At 38.1% G+C, this 22,930-nt stretch carries 24 protein-coding genes; 10 read left to right on the top strand and 14 right to left on the bottom strand.

The window, feature by feature from the left end:
* Positions 1 to 52: 52 nt before the first annotated feature.
* Positions 53 to 1,597, top strand: coding sequence for a hypothetical protein (locus BW964_RS00325; RefSeq protein WP_076503816.1), 1,545 nt, complete (start codon positions 53 to 55; stop codon positions 1,595 to 1,597).
* 136 nt (positions 1,598 to 1,733) lie between these two features.
* Here the strand turns inward: BW964_RS00325 and BW964_RS00320 are convergent, their stop codons facing one another.
* Positions 1,734 to 2,702: a dipeptidase gene (locus BW964_RS00320; protein ID WP_076505350.1), complete on the bottom strand. Its 969-nt coding sequence runs from the start codon at positions 2,700 to 2,702 to the stop codon at positions 1,734 to 1,736.
* 262 nt (positions 2,703 to 2,964) lie between these two features.
* Between BW964_RS00320 and thrS the strand changes: the two genes are divergently transcribed.
* The 8 genes from thrS to BW964_RS00280 all read left to right on the top strand — a co-directional run bounded on the left by thrS (position 2,965) and on the right by BW964_RS00280 (position 11,313).
* Positions 2,965 to 4,884: a threonine--tRNA ligase gene (gene thrS, locus BW964_RS00315; RefSeq protein ID WP_076503815.1), complete on the top strand. Its 1,920-nt coding sequence runs from the start codon at positions 2,965 to 2,967 to the stop codon at positions 4,882 to 4,884.
* A gap of 99 nt (positions 4,885 to 4,983) precedes the next feature.
* A complete protein-coding gene (gene infC, locus BW964_RS00310; RefSeq protein ID WP_181876074.1) occupies positions 4,984 to 5,484 on the top strand; it encodes a translation initiation factor IF-3 in 501 nt (166 codons plus the stop codon).
* Positions 5,485 to 5,679: 195 nt separating this feature from the next.
* Positions 5,680 to 6,501: an alpha/beta fold hydrolase gene (locus BW964_RS00305; protein ID WP_076503813.1), complete on the top strand. Its 822-nt coding sequence runs from the start codon at positions 5,680 to 5,682 to the stop codon at positions 6,499 to 6,501.
* A 251-nt stretch (positions 6,502 to 6,752) separates the two neighbouring features.
* Positions 6,753 to 6,950, top strand: coding sequence for a 50S ribosomal protein L35 (gene rpmI, locus BW964_RS00300; RefSeq protein ID WP_047453167.1), 198 nt, complete (start codon positions 6,753 to 6,755; stop codon positions 6,948 to 6,950).
* A 120-nt stretch (positions 6,951 to 7,070) separates the two neighbouring features.
* Positions 7,071 to 7,415 carry a 50S ribosomal protein L20 gene (rplT, locus tag BW964_RS00295; RefSeq protein ID WP_034705993.1) on the top strand — a complete coding sequence of 115 codons (345 nt, stop codon included), beginning with the start codon at positions 7,071 to 7,073 and terminating at the stop codon, positions 7,413 to 7,415.
* A gap of 235 nt (positions 7,416 to 7,650) precedes the next feature.
* Positions 7,651 to 8,826 (top strand): M28 family peptidase, encoded by a 1,176-nt coding sequence (locus tag BW964_RS00290; RefSeq protein WP_076503812.1) that lies wholly within the window; start codon positions 7,651 to 7,653, stop codon positions 8,824 to 8,826.
* 27 nt (positions 8,827 to 8,853) lie between these two features.
* Positions 8,854 to 10,038 (top strand): M28 family peptidase, encoded by a 1,185-nt coding sequence (locus tag BW964_RS00285; protein ID WP_076503810.1) that lies wholly within the window; start codon positions 8,854 to 8,856, stop codon positions 10,036 to 10,038.
* An 87-nt stretch (positions 10,039 to 10,125) separates the two neighbouring features.
* Positions 10,126 to 11,313 carry a M28 family peptidase gene (locus BW964_RS00280; protein WP_076503809.1) on the top strand — a complete coding sequence of 396 codons (1,188 nt, stop codon included), beginning with the start codon at positions 10,126 to 10,128 and terminating at the stop codon, positions 11,311 to 11,313.
* Positions 11,314 to 11,397: 84 nt separating this feature from the next.
* Here the strand turns inward: BW964_RS00280 and hisIE are convergent, their stop codons facing one another.
* From hisIE to BW964_RS00215, 13 genes are all read right to left on the bottom strand, one after another.
* The gene (gene hisIE, locus BW964_RS00275; RefSeq protein WP_076503807.1) at positions 11,398 to 11,985 is read right to left on the bottom strand and encodes a bifunctional phosphoribosyl-AMP cyclohydrolase/phosphoribosyl-ATP diphosphatase HisIE; all 588 of its coding nucleotides are present in this window, start codon (positions 11,983 to 11,985) and stop codon (positions 11,398 to 11,400) included.
* Positions 11,982 to 12,734, bottom strand: a complete 753-nt coding sequence (gene hisF, locus BW964_RS00270) for an imidazole glycerol phosphate synthase subunit HisF (RefSeq protein ID WP_076503805.1) — start codon at positions 12,732 to 12,734, stop codon at positions 11,982 to 11,984. The genes hisIE and hisF overlap by 4 nt, the downstream gene beginning before the upstream one ends.
* The gene (gene hisA / locus BW964_RS00265; protein ID WP_076503804.1) at positions 12,727 to 13,449 is read right to left on the bottom strand and encodes a 1-(5-phosphoribosyl)-5-[(5-phosphoribosylamino)methylideneamino]imidazole-4-carboxamide isomerase; all 723 of its coding nucleotides are present in this window, start codon (positions 13,447 to 13,449) and stop codon (positions 12,727 to 12,729) included. Before hisA ends, hisF begins: the two co-directional genes overlap by 8 nt.
* Before the next feature lie 3 nt (positions 13,450 to 13,452).
* Positions 13,453 to 14,031 (bottom strand): imidazole glycerol phosphate synthase subunit HisH, encoded by a 579-nt coding sequence (gene hisH, locus BW964_RS00260; protein ID WP_076503802.1) that lies wholly within the window; start codon positions 14,029 to 14,031, stop codon positions 13,453 to 13,455.
* Position 14,032: 1 nt separating this feature from the next.
* On the bottom strand, positions 14,033 to 15,127 hold the full coding sequence (gene hisB / locus BW964_RS00255; protein WP_076505348.1) for a bifunctional histidinol-phosphatase/imidazoleglycerol-phosphate dehydratase HisB: 1,095 nt from the start codon (positions 15,125 to 15,127) through the stop codon (positions 14,033 to 14,035).
* On the bottom strand, positions 15,127 to 16,155 hold the full coding sequence (hisC, locus tag BW964_RS00250) for a histidinol-phosphate transaminase (protein WP_076503801.1): 1,029 nt from the start codon (positions 16,153 to 16,155) through the stop codon (positions 15,127 to 15,129). Before hisC ends, hisB begins: the two co-directional genes overlap by 1 nt.
* 4 nt (positions 16,156 to 16,159) lie before the next feature.
* Entirely contained in the window at positions 16,160 to 17,434 is a 1,275-nt protein-coding gene (gene hisD, locus BW964_RS00245; RefSeq protein WP_076503800.1) for a histidinol dehydrogenase, read from the bottom strand.
* Positions 17,435 to 17,436: 2 nt separating this feature from the next.
* Entirely contained in the window at positions 17,437 to 18,294 is an 858-nt protein-coding gene (gene hisG, locus BW964_RS00240; protein WP_076503799.1) for an ATP phosphoribosyltransferase, read from the bottom strand.
* Positions 18,295 to 18,543: 249 nt separating this feature from the next.
* Entirely contained in the window at positions 18,544 to 19,641 is a 1,098-nt protein-coding gene (locus tag BW964_RS00235; RefSeq protein WP_076503798.1) for a glycosyltransferase family 4 protein, read from the bottom strand.
* 125 nt (positions 19,642 to 19,766) lie between these two features.
* On the bottom strand, positions 19,767 to 20,579 hold the full coding sequence (locus tag BW964_RS00230) for a 2,3,4,5-tetrahydropyridine-2,6-dicarboxylate N-succinyltransferase (RefSeq protein ID WP_076503797.1): 813 nt from the start codon (positions 20,577 to 20,579) through the stop codon (positions 19,767 to 19,769).
* A 139-nt stretch (positions 20,580 to 20,718) separates the two neighbouring features.
* Positions 20,719 to 21,090, bottom strand: a complete 372-nt coding sequence (locus BW964_RS00225; RefSeq protein WP_076503795.1) for a DUF2255 family protein — start codon at positions 21,088 to 21,090, stop codon at positions 20,719 to 20,721.
* A 105-nt stretch (positions 21,091 to 21,195) separates the two neighbouring features.
* Complete coding sequence (locus BW964_RS00220) at positions 21,196 to 21,522, bottom strand: LytR/AlgR family response regulator transcription factor (protein ID WP_076503794.1); 327 nt, start codon at positions 21,520 to 21,522, stop codon at positions 21,196 to 21,198.
* A gap of 25 nt (positions 21,523 to 21,547) precedes the next feature.
* The gene (locus BW964_RS00215; protein ID WP_104669462.1) at positions 21,548 to 22,120 is read right to left on the bottom strand and encodes a C40 family peptidase; all 573 of its coding nucleotides are present in this window, start codon (positions 22,118 to 22,120) and stop codon (positions 21,548 to 21,550) included.
* Positions 22,121 to 22,272: 152 nt separating this feature from the next.
* Here BW964_RS00215 and BW964_RS00210 point away from each other — a divergent pair, with 152 nt between their 5' ends.
* Positions 22,273 to 22,923, top strand: coding sequence for a hypothetical protein (locus BW964_RS00210; protein WP_076503792.1), 651 nt, complete (start codon positions 22,273 to 22,275; stop codon positions 22,921 to 22,923).
* The last annotated feature ends 7 nt before the right edge of the window (positions 22,924 to 22,930 follow it).

Raw genomic sequence — 22,930 nt, 5'->3', positions numbered from 1 at the left:
GAAATAACCACATTTATTTAATAATCAACAAATTACATTTTATAAATTTACAATGGCAGAATTGCAGAAAGATTTTTTGTTTGTCCTGATCAAGTCATTAACCACCTCCGAAAAACGGCAGTTCAAGCTGTATGTGAACCGGCTGGGCATAAATGTTGATGCCAAATTTCTGCTCCTCTTCTCGGAACTGGATAAGATGAAGGAATATGATGAGCACACCATTATCGAGAAAAAGATTTCTACCAAGCAACAGCTTTCCAACCTGAAAGCTCACCTATATAAACAGATTCTCGTAAGCCTACGAATGAATCCAAGCCATCAGAATTACAGGATACAGCTTCGGGAACAATTGGATTTCGCCAATATTCTGTACCAAAAAGGACTTTACAAACAGGCTTTAAAAATATTAGATAAAACCAAACAGTCTGCATTAGAGCTAGATGAAAAAAGTATTGCTTCTGAAATTATTGATCTTGAAAAGGTAATTGAATCCCAGTTTATTACCCGAAGTATAAAAGGCCGGGCCGATGAACTTATCGAGCAATCTACGGAGATCAGCCGACAAAATCATTATGCCACGGAACTGTCCAATCTTTCGCTTAAACTATACAGTGAAATGCTCACGCACGGGTATGTAAAAAATGATGCAGACCGGGAAAAAGTATTGGAACTGTTCAATGACCAGATCCGAAAGATAAAGCTGGAAAAGCTGAATTTCACAGAAAAACTTTGGTATTTCAAAGCCCACGTCTGGAAGAATCAGCTGCTACAGGATTACAAGTACACTTTAAAATATGCTCATCAATGGGTAGACCTTTTCCATAAAAAACCGGAAATGATTTTCAGCCATCCGGTATGGTATATCAAGGGGAATACTTATCTTCTCAAAATCCTGTTTTTGTATGGAAATATTGACATTCTGGAAGAACATTTCCACCATTTCAATACCACGGTCAATGCTGAGAATTTTTCCCAGAATGAAAATCTGCAGGCTTTAATTTTCCTCACCCATTACAATACACTGATGAATATTCATTTTGTGAAAGGCGAATTTTTTACCGGAACAAAACTTATCCCTGAAATTGAACTGAAAATGGAAAGGCTTCGGGAAAAAATAGATGAGCATCACTTTATGATCCTTTATCTGAAAATGGCGGCCATGTTTTTTGGAAGCAAAAATTTCCAGAAATCCATTGAGTATTCGATGAAGGTAGTGGAATGCAAGGGAAATGTTCAGGAAGATCTTCTTTTTCACACCAGAATTCTGATCTTAATGGCTAAATATGAATCCGGAAATGACGAAGACTACGATGAATTCATCAACTCAACGCTAAAATTTGCCAAAAAAATGAAAAAACCTGAGGTATTCCATTTTGAAAGCATACAGTTTTTTAAGAACATTAACAACCTGGTCTTAAACAAGCAACAGGAATCATTTGAAGCTTTCGATGAAGTTCTTGAAGGATTTTCTAAAAATGAATACTACAGGAGATCACTGCTGTATATTGACATCCATGGATGGGTACAATCTAAAGTGAAAAACGTGGATGTGATTGAAATCATCAAAAAGAAAGTACGGTATAAAAGGAAGAAATAAAAACTGGAAGCTTCGATTGCTCAGCCCCCAGTTTTTTCGATTTTTTAAATATCTCAAAAATGAGATGAGTGATATTCGGGATTATTGACCTCCGGCAGCCTGATCAATAACTTGAGGGTTAGCTGCCATTGAAATATTATATCTTTTCTATAAATTTCAAAGCATTTTTATGGCTGATTTTTTCCATAATTTCAGAAGAAAAATCTCTTTCTATTCTACTGTTCATGGTATTCAACGCTGATGCATCATCATATCCTTTAAAGAAAAAGGGATGACGTGATTTATCCGGATGATTTTTGCAATAAAAAAAATCGGCACCGTAGGCAATAGCCTCTTCACCACCCAGATCGAGTCCGTACTGAATATGTTCATACAGTTTTTCCGGATTCGTTTCATCTACACAGTTTCGGATCAAATTCAGGCCTATCAGGCCTTTTCTTCTGATAATTTCTTTAGCAAGTTCGTCCGGAAGATTCCTATTTTTGTCGTGAACTTTCCGGTAATTCGAATGGCTCGCCAGAATAGGAATACTGTAATTTTTCTGATCAATATAGTTAAGGATACCATAAGCCAACTGATCGCTTGTATGCGCCAGGTCAATAGGAATTCTCTTTCCTGAAATATAGTCGATCAGGACTTTTCCATCTTCTTTCAATCCGGCTTCAGAATTATTTCCGCCTCCAAAACGGTTTTCAGTATGATGAGTGATTCCTAAATAAAGAATTTTTTGAGTCTTTTCAATAATGGTTTCCAGATTTTTAAATCCGTTTTCTAAAGCATCATCTTCTCCACAAAAGCCAGACGCATTTTCAATGGAAGCAATGATCCCTACTCTGTTTTCATTTTCAGGATTCTTGTAATTTTCACCTTCAAATAAGAAGAAATTTTCATTTTTCAACAGCTCTGCAAATAGATTACTCTGTTTTGCTGCATCTGCAGTACTATTGGCTCCAGTTGCTGAGTATATGGCCATTACCTGAAGTTTTACGTTTCCTTCTTTCAGGTAAGGAAGCGAACATCCCAGTTCTTTATCATCAATGGCAGAGCCCGGGTCTAATAAATGGCATAATAAATCACAGTGCAGATCAATATTAAAGTTTTTCATAGCATTATACATATTATCATTTCTTTTTTAATCAGTATTCAATTGAGAAAGTCAAATCCCCCTGTTTCAGAGCTTTCTTACTGGAAAACACTAAAGTATAAGGGTATTTGTCCGTGAAAAAATCAGGGTAAGGATAGATCCATTTTAAATCGCAAATCTTATTTTCAAGATTCAACAGGAATTCTTATTTCAAATATACTTTAAATATAGCATATTAACTAAAAAATGCGTATTTTTGCATCTTAAAATTTCTTAGTAAACAATGATAAAAATTACACTTCCAGACAATAGTGTCAAAGAATTTGAGGGAGAAGTTACTCCTTTAGATGTGGCAAAATCTATCAGCGAGGGATTGGCTAGAAATACCATTTCCGCAGTTGTAAACGGCAAACAAGTAGAAACGACCACACCTATAACCACGGATTCAACGGTACAATTGTTAACCTGGAATGATGATCTTGGAAAAAAAGCGTTCTGGCACTCTTCTGCCCACTTGTTGGCGCAGGCGATCCTTGAATTTTATCCCAATGCTAAGTTGACCATCGGTCCGGCGATAGAAAGCGGATTTTATTATGATGTAGATTTCGGAGACGACAGTTTATCTGAAAAGGATTTTGAGAAAATTGAAAAGAAAGTACTGGAAAATGCTAAAAAAGGTTCAACCTTCTCATTATACCCTGTTTCTAAAGAAGAAGCATTAAAGACATATGCCGACAACCCGTACAAAGTTGAATTGATCACAAATCTTAATGATGGAGAAATCACTTTTGTAACGCATGACGATTTTACAGACTTATGCCGTGGCGGACATATTCCCAACACCAGTATTGTAAAAGCTGTTAAGATCTTAAATGCAGCCGGAGCCTATTGGAGAGGAAATGAAAAAAATCCTCAGCTGACAAGAGTGTACGGTATTTCTTTTCCTAAACAGAAAGAGCTTACTGAATATCTTGAAAGACTGGAGGAAGCTAAAAGAAGAGATCACAGAAAACTTGGTAAAGAGTTAGGGATATTTGCTTTCTCTGAAAAAGTAGGTGCAGGTCTTCCTTTATGGTTGCCAAAAGGTACTGCTTTGAGAAGAAAACTGGAAAATTTCCTTTCTGATGCTCAGAAAAAAGGAGGGTATGAGTTTGTCATGTCACCACACATCGGTTCAAAAGAATTGTATGTCACCTCAGGTCACTGGGATAAATATGGTGCAGACAGCTTTCAGCCTATCAAAACGCCAAATGAAGGAGAAGAATTCATGCTGAAGCCAATGAACTGTCCTCACCACTGTGAAATCTACAAAACATCACAATGGAGCTACAGGGATCTCCCAAAGAGGTATGCAGAATTCGGGACGGTTTACAGATATGAGCAAAGTGGAGAACTTCACGGGTTGACAAGAGTTCGTGGATTTACCCAGGATGATGCTCACCTTTTCTGTACTCCTGATCAGCTTTCAGAAGAGTTTGAAAAAGTAATTGATTTAACGCTGTATGTATTTAAGTCATTAGGTTTTGAAGATTTTGTGACTCAGGTTTCATTGAGAGATCCTGATAACAAAGAAAAATATATCGGTTCTGATGAAAATTGGGAAAAAGCCGAAAACGCGATCATCAACGCGGCTGAGAAAAAAGGTTTGACAACCATCGTAGAATATGGTGAAGCTGCATTCTACGGTCCAAAATTGGATTTCATGGTGAAAGATGCTTTGGGAAGAAAATGGCAGCTGGGAACAATCCAGGTTGACTATAATTTGCCTGAAAGATTTGATCTTCACTATATCGGAAACGATAATGAAAAGCACAGACCGGTAATGATTCACAGAGCCCCATTCGGTTCTATGGAACGTTTTATCGCGATCTTATTAGAAAATACGGCAGGAGATTTCCCATTATGGCTAAGTCCTGATCAGTTCATTATTTTACCGATCAGTGAAAAATATGTAGATTATGCAAAAAAAGTTTCACAATTTTTGGAAAATCACGATATTAGCGGTCTGATTGACGACAGAAATGAGAAAACGGGTAAAAAAATCCGTGATGCAGAATTGAAAAAGATCCCATTCATGCTTGTTGTAGGAGAAAATGAAGAGAATGACGGCACGATTTCTGTAAGAAGACGTGGAGAGGGAGATCTTGGAGTGATGAATATGGAAGATTTCGTCACTTATTTTAAGAAAGAAGCAGCAATATAATATTGCTAAATAGAAAGTTAACCAATAAAATTTAATACAATAGCACAAAGATTTAACAACAGGGGCCCACAGAGACGTCCTGTACAGGAGGACTTACACTTGATCAACGATAAAATTCGTGTGAGAGAGCTTCGTTTAGTGGGCGATAACGTAGAGCCGGGAATTTTTCCAATCGATAAAGCAAGACAACTTGCTACGGAACAGGAATTGGATTTAGTGGTAATTTCGGATAAGGCTGAACCTTTCATTGCAAGGATATTAGACTATAAAAAGTTTTTATACGAGCAGAAGAAAAAGCAGAAGGAACTAAAAGCTAAGCAGGTAAAAGTGGTGGTAAAGGAGATCCGTTTCGGACCTCAGACAGACGACCATGATTATGAATTTAAGAAGAAACATGCTGAGAAATTCCTTGAAGAAGGTTCAAAATTGAAAACCTACGTATTTTTTAAGGGACGTTCAATTATCTTTAAAGATCAGGGAGAGATTTTGCTTCTAAAACTGGCTCAGGAACTTGAGCACGTTGGAAAAGTAGATCAGCTGCCTAAGCTTGAAGGAAAAAGAATGATCATGATGATGAGTCCTAAAAAACCAGCTAAATAGTTTTAGTAGACCTAAGGTCTATTTCCTATCATATAAAAACGCCTCAAAGTACTTTGAGGCGTTTTTATATTTATTAAGTTATTATTAAATATTATCCTAGATCAATATCCATTGAAACATATTGGCATACATTTGTATTGTAAATAACAAACAATACTATTTATTACAGTATTAATAACTTAAACAGGAAAAACAATGAGCACACTTACTTTAAAAGACGGAACAGAGATTTATTACAAAGACTGGGGAAAAGGACAACCTGTATTTTTTCACCACGGATGGCCATTATCCAGCGATGACTGGGATGCGCAGATGTTATTTTTCTTGGAACAAGGCTACCGGGTGATTGCCCATGACAGAAGAGGACACGGAAGATCTGAACAGACTGCACAAGGACATGATATGGATACCTATGCTTCTGATGTTGCAGAAATTGTTGAAGCTTTGGATCTTAAAGACGTTATTCATGTAGGACATTCTACAGGAGGAGGTGAAGTGATCCGATACGTGGCTCAATATAGCAAAGGAAGGGCTTCAAAAGCTGTCCTAATAAGTGCAGTAACGCCAATTATGGTTAAAACTGAGAATAATCCAAACGGTGTTCCAATGTCTGTTTTTGATGAGATCCGTCACAATACAGCCACTCAGAGACAACAATATTTTGTAGATTTTTCATTAGCATTCTATGGTTATAACAGAGAAGGGGCCAAAGAATCTGAAGGAATTCGCAGAAACTGGTGGAGACAGGGAATGATGGGATCTATTAAAGCTCATTATGATTGCATCAAAGCTTTCTCTGAAACAGATTTTACTGAAGATCTTAAAAGCACTGATGTACCCGTTTTGGTATTGCATGGTGAAGATGACCAGATTGTCCCTTACGAAATCACAGGGGTGGTTGCTGCTAAATTAGTTAAAAACGGAAAATTAATTACCTATCCCGGATTTCCTCACGGAATGCCTACGACAGAAGCTGCGACGATCAACAAAGATCTTCTGGAATTCTTCAAATCATAAACTTAATTTTCAAAGATCATAAAAAATAGAACTGCAGGTATCGACATCTGTAGTTCTATTTTTATGAATTCTCCCCCCTATTCTAGTCCATAAAAATATCGAATCTCCCACTGCTAAAGAAATTATTATAAAATCTATGGTACAGGGAAAAGATTGATGTTTTTTTTTGTATCTTTGCCAACTATAATTCCTGGGTATTACCGGGAATCAGGGACAAGATATTGATAACAAAACAATAAAAAAGCAGAACAATGCCAAAATTAAAAACGAAATCAGGTGCTAAAAAGCGTTTTAAACTTACCGGAACTGGGAAGATTAAAAGAAAGAATGCTTTCAAAAGCCACATCTTAACTAAGAAAGAAACGAAGCAAAAGAGAAATCTTACGCAAACTTCTTACGTAGCTGCTGTGGATACAAAAAGCGTTCTACGTCAATTAGCCATTAAGTAGTTTTTATAAATCTATATTCGGTTTATAAGAATTCAAACAAATTCAACAATTTAACCCTGAAATGGAGCCACTAAGAGTAATGAAACAATTACCGCACATTTCAAAAAAACAATTTAAATTATGCCAAGATCAGTAAATGCAGTAGCTTCAAGAGCTCGCAGAAAGAAAATTATTAAGCAAGCTAAAGGTTTTTTCGGTAGAAGAAAGAACGTTTGGACGGTAGCTAAAAACGCGGTAGAAAAAGCAATGCAATATGCTTACCGTGGAAGAAAAGAGAAAAAGAGAAATTTCAGATCACTTTGGATTACTCGTATCAACGCGGGTGCCAGAGAGCATGGAATGTCTTACTCTCAATTTATGGGAGCTCTTAAAAAGAACAACGTTGAGCTTAACAGAAAAGTTTTAGCTGATTTAGCAATGAATCACCCTGAAGCTTTCAAAGCAGTTGTAGATCAAGTAAAATAATGTAGAATTTTTTGTTATCAATATAATCCCGGGCTTTGCCCGGGATTTTTTTTGCACCCCTGTTTTATGACTTTTTTTCATTAAAAACAGAACAACATAGATTAAATTTCACCATTTCAGGCTTATTAGAAAAAACGACACGATATTAACTAATTTTTCCTTTTTGCATAAAATAAAATCGATTTTTATTATCTACATTTGTTGAATTATTAAATCTATAAAACTTTAGTTAAAAGTGAAAAAAATAACGACTCTTTTACTCATTTCTTTATCAGCATATACCCTTCAGGGCCAGAATTTTATACAGGCTTATCAAACCCGGGTAGCTAAAATATCACAGGCCAATATTACGGCCAACCTTCAGAGTTTTGGAAATCTTGGTGTAAAAACTACAGGCTCTCCGGAAAACACCAACGCACTGAATTGGCTTAAAACCCAATATCAGTCTTACGGATACAGCGCAGGCCAGATCACTGAAGATAGTTTTACCTACAACGGGAATACCTCAAAGAATTTAATCATTACCAAAACAGGAACACTTTACCCTAACATCTATGTGATCATTTGCGGTCATTATGACACCGTAACAGGTCCGGGAGTAAGTGATAACGGCAGCGGAACCTCTATCCTGCTGGAAGCCGCGAGAATCTTAAAAGATGTTCCTACTGACTATTCTGTGAAATTCATTCATTTTTCAGGAGAGGAACAGGGATATCTGGGGAGTTCTCACTATGTCAATAATGTGGTTTTTCAGAATAGCGTACGTCAACTTACCTTAAAAGTTATTTTTAATATTGATCAGGTAGGTGGTAAACTTGGTAATATCAACAGCAATATCAACTGTGAAAGTGATCAGAGTGGACAAACCGGGAATAATGCAGCTTCATTGGCCATGACTCAACAGCTGGCGACCTGCACCACGCTCTATTCTCCCCTTCAGCCTACCATGTCTAATGCCTACAATTCAGATTACATTCCATTCGAGAACAAAGGCGATATTATTACAGGCTTTTATGAAACGGCAAGAAGCAATAATGAGCATACTGTAAATGATACTTTTGCGAACGTAGATCCTGTGTATGTATTTAATGTTGGGAAAGCCGCCTTAGGTGCATTACAGCACTTTGCGGGAGCTTCCACCACGACTTTAGCAACGGTTGAAGTACCGGCAGATCATTCATCAGAAACGATTAAAATCTATCCTAACCCGGCTCATGATGTGGTTAATATAGAATTACCAACGGATCATAAAGCCTTTAAAGTTGAGATCAGTGATATGAATGGCAGATTGTTGCTCAATGCTGAAAACGAAAAGACGATAAACACCTCAGGATTGACCAGCGGAGCCTATATGGTGACGCTAAAATCAGATAAAAATAGTATAACCAGAAAAATCATTATAGAAAAATAATCACAACCCAATCACAAAATATTTTATATGAAAAAACTTACCACATTTGTGTGCACTGCATTAGCGGTCGGAAGCGTCAGTGCCCAGACTCTGATTCAGGCGTATAAGAACAGGGCAGATCTGGTCTCACAGACCAACATTACCACCAATCTGCAGCAATTTTCCAATCTGGGAATCAAAACTACCGGATCTGTCAATAATGTCAATACCCTAACCTGGATCAAAAACAAATATACCTCTTTTGGCTATTCAGCCAGTCAGATCGCAGAAGATCCTTTTACGTTTGGAAGTACCAGTTCGAAGAACCTGGTGATTACCAAGACAGGAACTCTTTATCCTAATAAATATGTTATTATCTGCGGGCATTTTGACACCATTACGGGTCCCGGCACCAGTGATAACGGCAGCGGAACTTCTGTTATTTTAGAGGTGGCCAGAATTTTAAAAGATGTTCCCACAGAATATTCTATTAAATTCATTCATTTCTCCGGTGAGGAACAAGGCTTGTACGGAAGCGCTCATTATGCTAACAATGTAGAGTTTCAGAGCGGGGTACGAAAGCTGGATATCAAATTGGTTTTCAACCTTGACCAGGTAGGCGGTAAGATAGGCAATGTCAACAATAAGATCATCTGTGAACGCGATACCTCGGGACAATCAGGAAATAATGCTGCTTCCAATACAGTGACGCAACAGCTGGCCACATGTACGACCCTGTACTCTCCTCTTCAGACCAGTATTTCCAATGCGTATTCATCCGATTATATGCCTTTTGAACAGAAGGGAGATGTGATCACCGGTTTTTATGAATATACCAGAAGTTATAATGAGCATACGACCAATGATACCTTTGCCAATGTAGATCCTGTTTACGTATTTAAAGTAGCCAAAGCTGCTGTAGGGGCAATGCAGCACTTTGCAACGGCATCATCTACGGTTCCGCCTGTTTCAGCCTCTAAAGAAAAGCCGTTAACGACACTGGAATCAGTAAAAATGTATCCGAATCCTGCTAAAAATATTTTAAACATTGAATGGCCGGATTCAGGAACAGGAAACTTCACGGTTGAAATTACTAATCTTTCGGGTCTTTCAATGTTAAAAGACGAAAATACATCTCAGCTTAATATTTCAAGCCTGAAAAATGGAATTTATTTATGTACCGTCAACAAGCAAGGTTCCAGCGTTACAAGAAAGATCATTATTGAAAAATAACGATCAATCATCAAGTCCTGGATTTTAATCCCGGACTTTTATTATTCATAAAGATTACCAACCACTACATCATAAAATATAATTAACATGAAAAAAACAATCACTATTCTGTCGGTTCTTCTGGCAGTATCCGCCAGTAAGGCTCAGAGTTTTATTCAGGCGTATCAGGACAGGGCCAATCTGGTTTCACAAACCAATATTACCACGAACTTACAACAGTTCTCCAATCTTGGAATCAAGACCACGGGTTCCGCCAATAACGCCAATGCCTTAACGTGGATAAAAAATAAATATATTTCTTACGGGTATTCTGCCAGCCAGATCGTAGAGGATCCTTTCACATTTGGCAGTACAAGTTCTAAAAACTTAGTCATTACCAAAACGGGAACTGTTTATCCCAATAAATACGTGATTATCTGCGGGCATTTTGACAGTATTAATGGTCCCGGAGTGAATGATAACGGCAGCGGAACTTCTATCATTTTAGAAGCGGCAAGAATTCTAAGAAATGTTCCCACCGAATATTCCATTAAATTCATCCATTTCTCCGGTGAGGAACAAGGATTGCGAGGGAGTACCCATTATGTCAATAATGTGGCGTATCAGAACGGTGTACGAGTATTGGATATCAAACTTGTGTTTAATCTTGACCAGGTAGGCGGTGTTATGGGAAATAACAATAACACCGTGTACTGTGACCAGGATCAGGCGGGACCAACCAGTAATAATGCAGCAGCTGCGGCAGTCACCCAACAACTCAGAAACTGTACGGCCTTGTATTCGCCTCTTCAGACAGCCGTAGATCCGGCAGAAGATACAGACTACATACCTTTTGAAAGAAAAGGGGAAATCATCACCGGTTTTTTTGAAAGAATAAGAAGTACGTATCCGCATACGTCCAATGATACTTTTGCCAATACAGATCCTGTTTATATATTTAAAATAGGAAAGGCGACCGTAGGCGCTTTGCAGCATTTTGCCGTTGCTACTTCTGCCAGTTCACTGGTAATGAAAACAAAGGAAGCCGTTTCCGCCCATTCTCTTGAATCCGTATCTATTTACCCCAATCCGTCTAAAGATACCGTTAATATTGAGCTTCCGGACACAAGTATTAAAGATTTCAGCTTTGAAATTACAGAGCTTTCCGGAAAAGTACTTTTAAAAAAGAATAATGAAACCAAAATTAATGTTTCAGGACTTCCTGAAGGAGCTTATATGGGCATTATCAAAGCTGATGGCCAAACGGCTGTCCGAAAAATTTTGATTGAAAGATAGTCTTACTACTTACCTTTACAACATAAAGCAGGAAGTGATTCTTCCTGCTTTTTTATGCCTCATTCCGATAGGTAATCATCTTCTTTATTGATCTCTACTGCACAGGATTTCTTCTATATCTTGCATAGAAAATCCTTTCGCTTTAAGCAAAATCAAAAAGTGATAGAGCAAATCAGCAGCCTCATTTTTAAAAAGATCGTCGTTGCTGTCTTTCGCTTCAATGACCAATTCTACGGCCTCCTCACCTACCTTTTGAGCCATTTTATTGATTCCTCTCTGATAAAGGGAATACGTATAAGACCCTTCGGTCTTGCGATCAATTCTATCAGCTATTTTAGCTTCCAGTTCATATAGGAATCCTTTGGTATCTTTTTCACCAAAACAGCTGAAACTTCCGGTGTGGCAGACCGTATTCTTAGGCACTGCCTGAATTAAAATAGTATCCTGATCACAATCGATGCTTATTTTTTTTACGGTAAGGAAATTGCCGGATTCTTCTCCTTTGGTCCAGAGTCGGTTTTTGGAACGGCTGAAAAAGGTGACAATACCTTCTTTTTCTGTTTTTTCTAATGCCTCTTCATTCATGTAACCCAGCATCAGTACCTGCTGTGTTCTGCTGTCCTGAATGATTACCGGAACCAGTCCGTTGCTTTTTTCAAAATCTATTGTCATCGTATGGATATTTTTTGAGTTTTCAATTGTTGCTTTAATTTTTGAATCGGCACTTCATTAAAATGGAAAATACTGGCTGCCAATGCACCGGTAGCTTTGGTCTCATGAAACACTTGAACAAAGTCATCTGCACTGCCTGCTCCTCCGGAAGCAATCACCGGAATACTGACTGCCTCTGAAACCAGTTTCGTAATTCGGATATCAAATCCATTTTTTGTTCCGTCGCCATCCATGGAGGTAAGGAGAATTTCACCGGCACCTAAAGATACCACTTCTTTCGCCCACTCTACCGTATTTAAGCTGGTGGCTACCTTTCCTCCTCTCACATATACCAGATCTGACCCATCAGTAAATCGCGTGTCTATGGCCACAACGATACACTGACTTCCAAACTCTTTCGAAAGTTCGTGGATTAATTGTGGATTTTTGACCGCAGAAGAATTGATACTGATTTTATCTGCTCCGGCATCCAGAAGTTTTCTCACATCTTCTGAAGACGAAATTCCTCCGCCTACCGTAAAAGGAATACTAAGGTTTCTTGCAATATCCTTCACCAAACCTACAAATGTTTTCCGGTCTTCCAATGTGGCTGTAATATCCAGAAAAACAAGCTCATCAGCTCCTTCCTGCTCATATTTTACGGCAAGCTCTATAGGGTCCCCGGCATTCCGTAAACCTTCAAAATTGACGCCTTTCACCGTTGTCCCGTCTTTGATATCCAGACACGGAATAATTCTTTTTTTAAGCATTCTCAATAAATTCCTGAAGTTGTTGTAATTCTATTTTTCCCTCGTAAATCGCCTTTCCTATGATCGTTCCCGAACATCCGATCTCTTTCATCCTCTCCACGTCTTCTATACAGGAAATACCACCGCTGGCGGTAAGTTTTAAAGATGTTTTATCCAGGATCTCTTTGTACAAATCTTTGGAAGGACCTTCCAGCATTCCATCTTTTGAAATATCTGTGCATATGGTCTGAATGATTCCTTTGTTCTGATAATCCAAAAGAAAATCAATAATATCTAAACTGCTTTCTTCCTGCCACCCGGAAGTTTTTATTTTTCTGTTTTCACAATCTGCTCCCAGAATAATCTTTTCGCTGCCATATTTCATGATCATATCTAAACAGAATTCCTGATCCTGAACAGCGATACTGCCAAGCGTGATTTGTTTTGCCCCGGAGCTAAAGGCGGTTTCTATATCATTACCCGTTTTTAATCCGCCTCCAAAATCAATATGAAGCGATGTTTCCCTGGAAATATCCTCCAGGACCTTCTGGTTCATAATATGTTTAGAACGCGCACCGTCGAGATCTACAAGGTGAAGAAACTGAATTCCGTAGCTTTCAAATTCCTTGGCAATATCTACCGGATTCTCACTGTATATTTTTTTTGTGGCATAATCTCCTTTTGAAAGGCGGACACATTTTCCGTCAATAATATCAATCGCTGGAATAATTTTCATCGTTTATAATTTAATAAAGTTGTTTAATATTCTACTACCTGCCACTCCGGATTTTTCCGGATGAAACTGTACGGCAAAGAAATTATCTTTCTGAAGCGAAGCACTGAACGGCAGAATATAATCACATTTCGCAATTGTTGCCTCTGCCAGACCACAATAATAACTGTGAACAAAATAAACATCAGTATTGTTTTCAATACCTGAAAATAATGGGCTTTTAAGCTCCGAAATCGTATTCCAGCCCATGTGGGGAACCAGATCTTCAGGCGGAAATCTTTTAACATCAACATCAAAAATTCCCATTCCTCTAACCTCTCCTTCTTCATTATTACCGCACATCAGCTGCATACCAAGGCAAATACCTAAAACAGGCTGCTTCAAAGCAGGAATCAGCAGATCAAGACCTTTGTCTTTTAAAACCTTCATCGTTGAAGAGGCTTCTCCTACTCCCGGGAAAATAACTTTATCGGCCTTCAGAATCAGCTCCGGATCGTCTGTAACGATGGACTCAATGTTAAGGCGGGCCAATGCATTTTGAACCGAACTCACGTTTCCTCCGTTGTATTTGATTAATGCGATCATGTTATAAACTTCCTTTGGTTGATGGTAAATTATAATTGCTATCCGACTGATTCACCGCTATTTTAACTGCTTTTGCGAATGCTTTGAAGACCGCTTCTATTTTGTGGTGTTCATTACTCCCTTCCGCTTTGATATTCAGATTGGATCTGGAAGAATCGGTGAATGACTTGAAGAAATGAATAAACATTTCCGTAGGAACATCCCCTATTTTTTCTCTTTTAAAATCTACATCCCAAACCAGCCAGGGTCTTCCTCCGAAGTCGATCGCGGCCTGGGCCAGACAGTCGTCCATAGGAAGCAGAAAACCATATCTTTCAATTCCCTTTTTATTTCCCAAGGCTTTTAAAAATGCTTCACCCAAAGCGATTCCCGTATCTTCAATTGTGTGGTGCTCATCAACCTGAAGATCTCCGTTTACTTTGATTTTTAAATTTAAATTTCCGTGCTTTGAGATCTGCTCCAGCATATGATCAAAAAAATGAAGACCCGTTGAGATTTCGGAGGAACCGTTTCCGTTAAGGTCTATCTCAATATCAATTTCGGTTTCATTGGTTTTTCTGTAGACTTTAGCTTTTCTGGATTCCTGTTTTAAGAATGAATAAATACCGTTCCAGCTGGTGGTACTAAGGGTCGCCTCCTCATTAAAGTTTTCATTGAGAAAAACAGATTGAGTTCCCATGTTTTTAGCAAGTTGCACATCAGTACCCCGATCTCCGATGACATAGGAGTTTTCAAGATCATAGTTGCCGTATAGGTATTTAGAAAGCATTCCTGTTCCCGGTTTTCTGGTAGGAAGGTTTTCATGTTCAAAACTTTTATCGATCAGAATATCGCTGAAAATAATTCCTTCATTTTCGAAGGTCTTCAACATTTTTTCCTGAGGTTTGATAAAATCTTCAAAGGGGAAACTTTCCGTTCCCAAACCGTCCTGATTGGTTACCATCACCAGTTCGTAATCCATCTCTCTGACAATTTTGGAAAGGTTCTGAAAAACTCCGGGATAAAATTCCAGTTTTTCCAATGAATCTACCTGAAAGTCTACAGGCGGTTCTACGATAAGTGTTCCGTCACGGTCTATGAATAATACTTTTTTCATCATTTTACGGTTTTTAATACATTCACTAATTTTTCATTTTCTTCACGGGTCCCTACATTGATTCTGATACAATTCTGTATCGCAGGTGCTCTTTGGCTGGTTAAAACTTCTTCATCAAGCATGGTCTGGTACACTTTTGCCCCGTCTTTCATTTTGATCAGGAAGAAATTGGCATCCGTAGGAAATACCTTTTCAATACAGTCTATCCTTTTAAACTCTTCTTTGAGCCATTCTCTTTCGCTTAAAACCTTTGCAACATTATCATTAAGCTTATTTTCATCATCCAATAAATTTAGAATCAGTTCCTGGCTCAGGGAATTCACATTATAAGGTGCTTTTACGGTATTGATAAAACGGATGATTTCTTCGGAAGCATACGCTGTTCCCACTCTTGCTCCCGCCGTTCCCCAGGCTTTTGAAAAGGTTTGAAGGACAATGACGTTAGGATACTGATCCAGCAACTCAATTCCTGATCTGTTTTCTGAAAATTCGATGTACGCTTCATCAATGACAACAATCCCATCAAAATTCTGAATAAAAAATTCGATGTCCTCTACACTGTTTCCGGTTGGATTATTGGGGGAACAAAGAAAGAAGATCTTAAGGTCCTTTTCCTGAGTGATCTTTAGAAAACCGTCTTTGACAATTTCAAAATTCTCGTCCAGATTCAGTTTTACCACTCCATTTTCATTGACGGCCGCATAAAAGCCATACATCGCAAAAGAAGGATTCATCATCAGAATAGCATCTTTTTTAGGCTCGCAGAAGATTTTAATGATTAGATCGATCAGCTCATCGCTGCCGTTTCCTATTGCAATTTGAGTTGAAGACAGACCTTTAAGGTCAGCTAATTTATTTTTAAGCTTTTTCTGAGACGAATCCGGATACCTGTTGAATTCCCCGAACGGGCATTCGTTGGCATCCAGCAATACCGGAGCATTAAATTCATTGTGGTCCCTGAAACTGATATAAGGCTGTAATTTTAGGATATTCTCTCTTACGAAACTATTGATATTGAATTCTTTCATTGTATTATTTTAATCTGATCGATACTGCATTTTTGTGGGCAATAAGACCTTCGGCCTCTGCCATGATTTCTATTGTTTTCCCTATGTTTTTAAGACCTTCTCTGGAAAGATGCTGGAATGTAATTTTCTTGAGAAAACTGTCCAGCGAAACTCCACTGTAGTTCTTTGCATACGCATTGGTAGGCAGTGTATGATTGGTTCCGCTGGCATAATCTCCCGCACTTTCACAGGAATAGTTCCCAAGAAATACAGATCCTGCATTTTCAATCAGAGGAATAGATTGCTCAAAATTTTCCACTGCCATAATAAGGTGTTCCGGAGCATAAAGATTGCTGAACTCCAAAGCATCCTCGATATTTTTTGTCACTATAAAAAGACTGTGATCCAGTGCTTTCCGGGCCATCTCATTTCTTGGAAGCCTGCTTACCTGTTTCTCTACTTCGTCCATGGTTTCGGTGAAAACGGTGAGATCTGTGGTAATAAAAACCACCTGGCTGTCACTTCCGTGTTCTGCCTGAGAGAGAAGATCTGCCGCACAGAATTCAGGGACCGCCTTATGGTCTGCAATAACAAGAACTTCGCTGGGTCCTGCAGGCATATCAATAGCTACACCGTAACGCTGTGCATATTCTTTTGCCGCCACAACAAACTGGTTTCCCGGTCCAAAAATTTTATAGACCCTGGGAACACTTGCAGTCCCTAAAGTCATTGCTGCAATCGCCTGTGCGCCACCGGTTTTGAATATTTTAGTGATCCCGCAGAGTTTTGCCGTGAACAGAATAGCAGGATTAATATTTCCGTTACGATCAGGTGGTGTACAGAGAACAATCTCCTTACAGCCTGCTAAATTGGCAGGTACCGCAAGCATGAGAACTGTTGAAAACAAAGGTGCGGTACCACCGGGAATGTAGATTCCAACCTTTTCTACGGCTCTGTTTTCTCTCCAGCATATTACTCCTTTTGCTGTTTCAATTTTCTCCGGTTCAATGATTTGGGCAGCATGAAATTTTAAAATATTTTCTTTTGCCTGCCTGATGGCTTTCTTTAATGCATCCGGGATTTCATCTTCGGCTTTTTTTATTTCAGCTTCTGAAACTACAATTTGTGGAGTTATAGCTTTATCAAATTTTTCATTAAACTGAATAAGAGCTTGGTCACCATCTTTTTCTACAGCTTCAAATATTTCTTTCATCAGTCCTGACATTTCTTCACGTTCAAAAACGGGCCGTTTAACAAGGTCTGCCCATGTTTCTTTTTCTGGAAATCTGTATATTTTCATAATTAAATAACCATTTTATCGATTGGAATAATGAGTATATCCTGGGCTCCGTTTTCTTTCAGTTCGTCGATGACATCCCAAAATCGTTCTTCATCAATTACAGAATGAATGCTGCTCCATCCTTTTTCTGCTAAAGGAATGACCGTAGGGCTTTTCAAAACGGGAAGAACGGAAGCAATATCTTTAATCTTTTCATCGGGCACATTCATCAGGATGTATTTTGAGTTTTTCGCTCTCAGAACAGACTGAATCCGGAACAAAAATTTATTAAGAATGGATTCCTTTTCAGCATTAAGCACTGAAGTTTTTGCTAAAACGGCTTCTGATTTCAAAATCGTAATGGTTTCCCGCAATCCGTTTTTAAATAAGGTGCTTCCGGAGCTTACGATATCACAGATGCCATCTGCCAAACCGATATTGGGAGCTATTTCAACGGAGCCGGAAATGATGTGGATATCGGACTGGATTCCGCTTTTGTCGAGGAAATTTTTAAGGGTATTGGGATAGGAAGTGGCTATTTTTCTGCCTTGAAAGTACGACAGGTCATCAGTTTCCACTTCTTTGGGAACGGCCAGGGAAACCCTGCATTTTGAAAATCCAAGTTTCTCAACGATCTGGATATTTTTCTGTTTTTCGGCTAATAGGTTTTCGCCAACGATGGCAACGTCTACCACTCCATCTTCAAGGTATTGGGGAATGTCTGAATTTCTGAGATACATGATCTCCATTGGAAAGTTGTCTACGGAAACCTTCAGCTGGTCTTTTCCGTTGTTGACGAAAATACCGCAGTCTTTGAGGAGCTGTAGGGATTCTTCGTAAAGACGGCCGCTTTTCTGGATCGCAATTTTTAATTTACTCATTGTATTGTTTTGAGGTCTGAGTAAATAAAAACTGATTTGTTGGATATTTCCGGGAAGAATTCGGGAAACAAAAAAACCGTCTGTTTACTCAGACGGTTTTAATTATTTTTGATTTTAACACATGTTTATATCAATCAATTCCGTCTTAGCAGAGATGATGATGATAATGATGAAGTGTTAAAAAATTAAGTTTCATTGTTTTAAATTGTGGTACAAATGTAGGACTTATTTTTAAACTGCAAAGTTTTTTTACAGATTTTTTTTGTAAAGTTGCATCAACTGAGTGGCTATAGGCTCATCATTAAATTTCTGAACAAACGCGAAACTCTTTTCTGCACGACGTTTCCTCTCGGATTCATACTCCCAAAGAAATTTTATCTTGGCGCCCAGGTCAAGATCATTTCCGGGATCGATGTAAACGGAGTCTTCCCCTCCTGCTTCCGGCAGGCAGCTTGTATTGCTGGTAATCGTTACCGTTTTTGAGAAAAGTGCTTCTATAACTGGAATTCCGAAGCCTTCGAAGAAGCTGGGATAAACAAAAATATCGGCCAGTTTATAGATCACCGCCAGTTCATCCATAGAAACTCCTTCCAGGAAGATCACCTGTTTCTCCATCTTGTTTTTTCTGATGAAAGCTTCTACTTTTTTATAGTAGCTGGTCTTTTTCCCGACTACAACTAACGGAATTTCTGTTCCATTAATGCCTTTAACGATGCTTAAGAGATTTTTGCGTTCTTCGATGGTTCCTACGTTCAGAATGTAACGACCGGGAAGATTGAATTTTTCTTTTACCGTTTGAATAGATTCGTCAGATTGCTGTTCTTTAAAAGCTTTATGGCATCCCTGATAAATAACCTGAATTTTCGATTCAGGAACTTTCAGATAGGTGATTATATCCCTTTTGGTCTGTTCTGAAATCGCGATGATGGCATCTGCCGAAACGGCGGCTTTTTTAAATTTCCACAGATGGATTTTACGGTCAAAAAAAGAATAATACTGAGGGTATCTCATGAAAATCAGATCATGGATCGTTACTATTTTTCTGATGGGTTCTTTGCCCCATTTCAAAGGCAATTCACCTGAGAGTCCATGGAAGATTTCAGCGCCTTCTTTTTGGGCATCTTTCCCCATTTTAAACTGTCGGGAGAGTTTTCCTTTGGAGGTTTCCACAAAGCGCACATCCGGTTTCTCAAGAATTTCTTTTCCTCTTTCTGAACTGTTTTTGTTCAGCAGCAGGTATTCGTTTTCAGGATAGTACTGAGAAAGAATTCTGACCAGGTCTCTTGAATAATTGCCCAATCCGGACGTATTATGAAAAAAACGTTTTGCATCGAAGGCAATCTTCATATCAATGTTTTTAATAAGCTTTGTTAACGGTTTAAAGGTATAAATAAAATAAACCCTAAATGACTATTCAGGGTTTATTGTATAAATTTTAAAAGTGAATCTTTAAAATTTAGAGAAAATATAACTTATACGGCTACATTATTCTCTCTTAAAGCATCATTAAGTGATGTTTTTTTATCTGTTGATTCTTTTCTCTGACCAATGATCAATGCACAAGGAACCTGATATTCTCCGGCAGGATACTGTTTTGTATAACTTCCCGGAATTACTACTGAACGGGCAGGAACTCTTCCTTTGATCTCAACAGGCTGATCACCTGTGACGTCAATGATTTTGGTGGAGGCAGTCAATACTACATTCGCACCCAATACAGCTTCTCTTTCTACGTGAACCCCTTCTACCACGATACATCTTGAACCGATGAAACAGTCGTCTTCAATAATCACCGGAGCTGCCTGTAAAGGCTCTAATACTCCACCGATCCCAACACCACCACTCAGGTGAACATTTTTACCGATCTGTGCACAGCTTCCTACAGTAGCCCAGGTATCCACCATGGTTCCTGAATCTACATAAGCTCCGATATTCACATAAGAAGGCATTAAAATAACTCCTGAAGCGACGAAAGATCCTTCTCTTGCAATCGCATGCGGTACAACTCTTACTCCTTTTTCAGCATAATTTTTCTTCAAAGGAATTTTGTCATGAAATTCAAACGGACCTACTTCAATAGTTTCCATCTTCTGGATTGGGAAATACATTACTACGGCTTTCTTTACCCATTCATTTACCTGCCATCCATTGTCCGTAGGCTCAGCCACACGAAGTTCTCCTGAATCCAATAAAGAAATAACCTCTCTTATCGCCTTCTTGCTGTCTTCGTTCTGTAATAAATCTCTATTATCCCAAATGTTTTCAATAGTTTGTTGTAACGACATGTCTCTTGTTTGATTTTAGTATACATTATCTCTGCGGCTTTCCACAGTTTTGAAGGTCAAAAGTACAAAAGATTGTTTTAGTATACAAGTTCTGTAAAGAGCGCTCAATGGGAATAATTTCCTGTTTACTTTTTAAGTATTATTCGTAAATAATGAATTCTAAAGTCTTTTGAGCGTGTTTTGGCTGAATGATTCCTTGTGAATACTGAAGATTTGAACCTGTATTATATTTTGTTAAATAAGCAATATTGATGTCAGGCGTAAGTTCTTTAAGGTCGTCAGGAACAAGAGCTTTTATATTGAATATCTGCTTTCCACATTTGATCTGGCCCTGGATATTTTCTAAAAAAGTAGAGTACCAGCTTTTTTCTGCCAGTCCCCATGATCTGGCAAAAATTCTGTCATTAACGGTAACCATCCAGATTTCAAGGAAAGTGGTTCGTTGCTGTCCTGCCTTTATTTCAATAATATTATGGCGGTTGATGTAATCCAATGCTAAGTCTTTGTTCATTGTTCTTTTTTTTACGAATCTAAAATGAATGCAAGAATTTAGCGAATTTATTATATCGTATAAAGGAAATATTATTCAGGATGATTGTTTTCTGATGTTGAATTTTCAGAGCATCATTGTATTGAGGGCCGTAGTGAGGCATTCTTTATAACTTTTCGCCACGGCAATTTTATGATCCTCGCAGACAAGCTGGTTGTCTTCAAAATATTCGATATTGGTTAAATTGACGATGTAAGAATGGTGGACTCTCATGAATTCTTCAGGAAGGCTTTCAATTAAATCTTTGAGGGCTTTGTAGTAAATGTATTTTTTGTTGAATGTAGTATTGATTTCCACATAATTCCCTAAACCTTTGATCACGATAATGTCTTTAAAGAAAATTTTCACCAGTTTTTTATCTGTTTTAATGAAAGCAAAGGTCCGGTTATCCACTTCAATGATCAGTTTAGGTAATGGCTTATAAAACTCTCTGAGCGTGGAGATAAGCTTTGTTCCAGTATTTTTCGTTTAATGAAGAAATTATCACTCCTTTTGAAGTGGAAGCATGGATAAATTTCACTTCTCCGTCGGCTCCGATATCATGAACGATACCTACGTGAGAAACTCTGCTTCCTCCTGCTGTGGCAAAAAATAACAAATCTCCGGGCTTCACTTCTTTGATGTCAATCTTCTGACCTGCATCGGCCTGATCTGCAGATCTGCGGGGCAGTGAAAATTCGTTTTCTTCAAAAACTTTTACTGTGAATCCGGAACAGTCAAAACCAGAAGAGGTATTTCCACCAAATTTATAAGGTGCTCCGATATACTTTTCAGCATCTTTCAGAATATCACTGACGGATCTAGAAATTTTACCATCAAATTTAGAATCCAGTTTTCGGAGATTTTCAGCTTTTACCACTGTTTTACTGCCTGTATTTTTTTTAGAGGATACATTTTTTGATGATCCGCAGGAGACGGTGATCACAGAGGCGATCAGCAGAACCGAAAGCTGCTTTATTCTTAAGTTTTTTTCAAATAATCCCGGTATCATAGTCATCTGATTTTAAATGAAGTAACTAATTACACACAAATATACATTTTATATTTAAATTATATGATAACTATACTACAACTATATGATAAATATATGTTAAAATATTAAATTTCTATATTTATTAGTATATTTGAATTCAATTTTACGATATGGCAACGTATGAAAGTGTAATCAAAATCAACGGAAGCGTAGGTGATCTGGTTTTTTACAGCCTGAACGGAAAAAATGTGGTTCGGAAAAAAAGCGGATTTAATAAAACGGCGTTCAAAAAAAATGCTTCCTATGAGAAAGTAAGACAAAACAGTTCCGAATTCGGGCACTGTTCCAAAGCAGGAAAAACCATACGGAGCTGTGTTGAAAGGTATACTAAGTTGGCTGGCGACCCGCTGCTCTATCAGAAATTTGCAAAACTGATGACGGTCATCAAAGATCTTGACGTCATTTCAGAAAGAGGAAAAAGATGTGTACAAAAAGGACTTACCACTCCAGAAGGTTTAAGGTTGCTTAGAGCATTCAGGTTTGGAGAAAAAGAGAATATTGATCCGGAGATCTTTGTTTCGGAAGAGAATGAAAATTTGATTCTGAATGTGATGGACAAGCTTTCGGTAAATGATGAAGTCGTAATCACAACCATACAACCTAATCTTGAACATTATTCAAGTGAATATTTTGAAGAGCGGCTGTTGGCAGAGCAAGGGAAAAAAATTCATTTTAAAAAACAATTTTCAGGGACCCACCTCCTACTCTACTTTTTGGTGATCTGGAATAAAGGAGAAATTACCCATATGGGATTTGTTTAGATAAAAA

This window comes from Chryseobacterium shigense (genome assembly GCF_900156575.1).
In the GTDB taxonomy this organism is placed as follows: Bacteria; Bacteroidota; Bacteroidia; order Flavobacteriales; family Weeksellaceae; genus Chryseobacterium; species Chryseobacterium shigense.
This window is presented reverse-complemented; position numbering and strand designations above follow the sequence as displayed.

Bases quoted from the DNA above. Each gene is read 5' to 3' on its own strand.
- hisC (WP_076503801.1), bottom strand. From the start codon at position 16,155: ATGAAAGAATTCAATATCAATAGTTTCGTAAGAGAGAATATCCTAAAA.
- BW964_RS00280 (WP_076503809.1), top strand. From the start codon at position 10,126: ATGAAAAAAACAATCACTATTCTGTCGGTTCTTCTGGCAGTATCCGCC.
- thrS (WP_076503815.1), top strand. From the start codon at position 2,965: ATGATAAAAATTACACTTCCAGACAATAGTGTCAAAGAATTTGAGGGA.
- rpmI (WP_047453167.1), top strand. From the start codon at position 6,753: ATGCCAAAATTAAAAACGAAATCAGGTGCTAAAAAGCGTTTTAAACTT.
- hisH (WP_076503802.1), bottom strand. From the start codon at position 14,031: ATGATCGCATTAATCAAATACAACGGAGGAAACGTGAGTTCGGTTCAA.
- BW964_RS00235 (WP_076503798.1), bottom strand. From the start codon at position 19,641: ATGAAGATTGCCTTCGATGCAAAACGTTTTTTTCATAATACGTCCGGA.
- rplT (WP_034705993.1), top strand. From the start codon at position 7,071: ATGCCAAGATCAGTAAATGCAGTAGCTTCAAGAGCTCGCAGAAAGAAA.
- hisB (WP_076505348.1), bottom strand. From the start codon at position 15,127: ATGAAAAAAGTATTATTCATAGACCGTGACGGAACACTTATCGTAGAA.
- BW964_RS00230 (WP_076503797.1), bottom strand. From the start codon at position 20,579: ATGTCGTTACAACAAACTATTGAAAACATTTGGGATAATAGAGATTTA.
- hisG (WP_076503799.1), bottom strand. From the start codon at position 18,294: ATGAGTAAATTAAAAATTGCGATCCAGAAAAGCGGCCGTCTTTACGAA.
- hisF (WP_076503805.1), bottom strand. From the start codon at position 12,734: ATGCTTAAAAAAAGAATTATTCCGTGTCTGGATATCAAAGACGGGACA.
- hisIE (WP_076503807.1), bottom strand. From the start codon at position 11,985: ATGACAATAGATTTTGAAAAAAGCAACGGACTGGTTCCGGTAATCATT.
- BW964_RS00285 (WP_076503810.1), top strand. From the start codon at position 8,854: ATGAAAAAACTTACCACATTTGTGTGCACTGCATTAGCGGTCGGAAGC.
- BW964_RS00215 (WP_104669462.1), bottom strand. From the start codon at position 22,120: ATGATACCGGGATTATTTGAAAAAAACTTAAGAATAAAGCAGCTTTCG.
- hisA (WP_076503804.1), bottom strand. From the start codon at position 13,449: ATGAAAATTATTCCAGCGATTGATATTATTGACGGAAAATGTGTCCGC.
- hisD (WP_076503800.1), bottom strand. From the start codon at position 17,434: ATGAAAATATACAGATTTCCAGAAAAAGAAACATGGGCAGACCTTGTT.
- BW964_RS00305 (WP_076503813.1), top strand. From the start codon at position 5,680: ATGAGCACACTTACTTTAAAAGACGGAACAGAGATTTATTACAAAGAC.
- BW964_RS00225 (WP_076503795.1), bottom strand. From the start codon at position 21,090: ATGAACAAAGACTTAGCATTGGATTACATCAACCGCCATAATATTATT.
- BW964_RS00210 (WP_076503792.1), top strand. From the start codon at position 22,273: ATGGCAACGTATGAAAGTGTAATCAAAATCAACGGAAGCGTAGGTGAT.
- BW964_RS00320 (WP_076505350.1), bottom strand. From the start codon at position 2,702: ATGAAAAACTTTAATATTGATCTGCACTGTGATTTATTATGCCATTTA.
- BW964_RS00325 (WP_076503816.1), top strand. From the start codon at position 53: ATGGCAGAATTGCAGAAAGATTTTTTGTTTGTCCTGATCAAGTCATTA.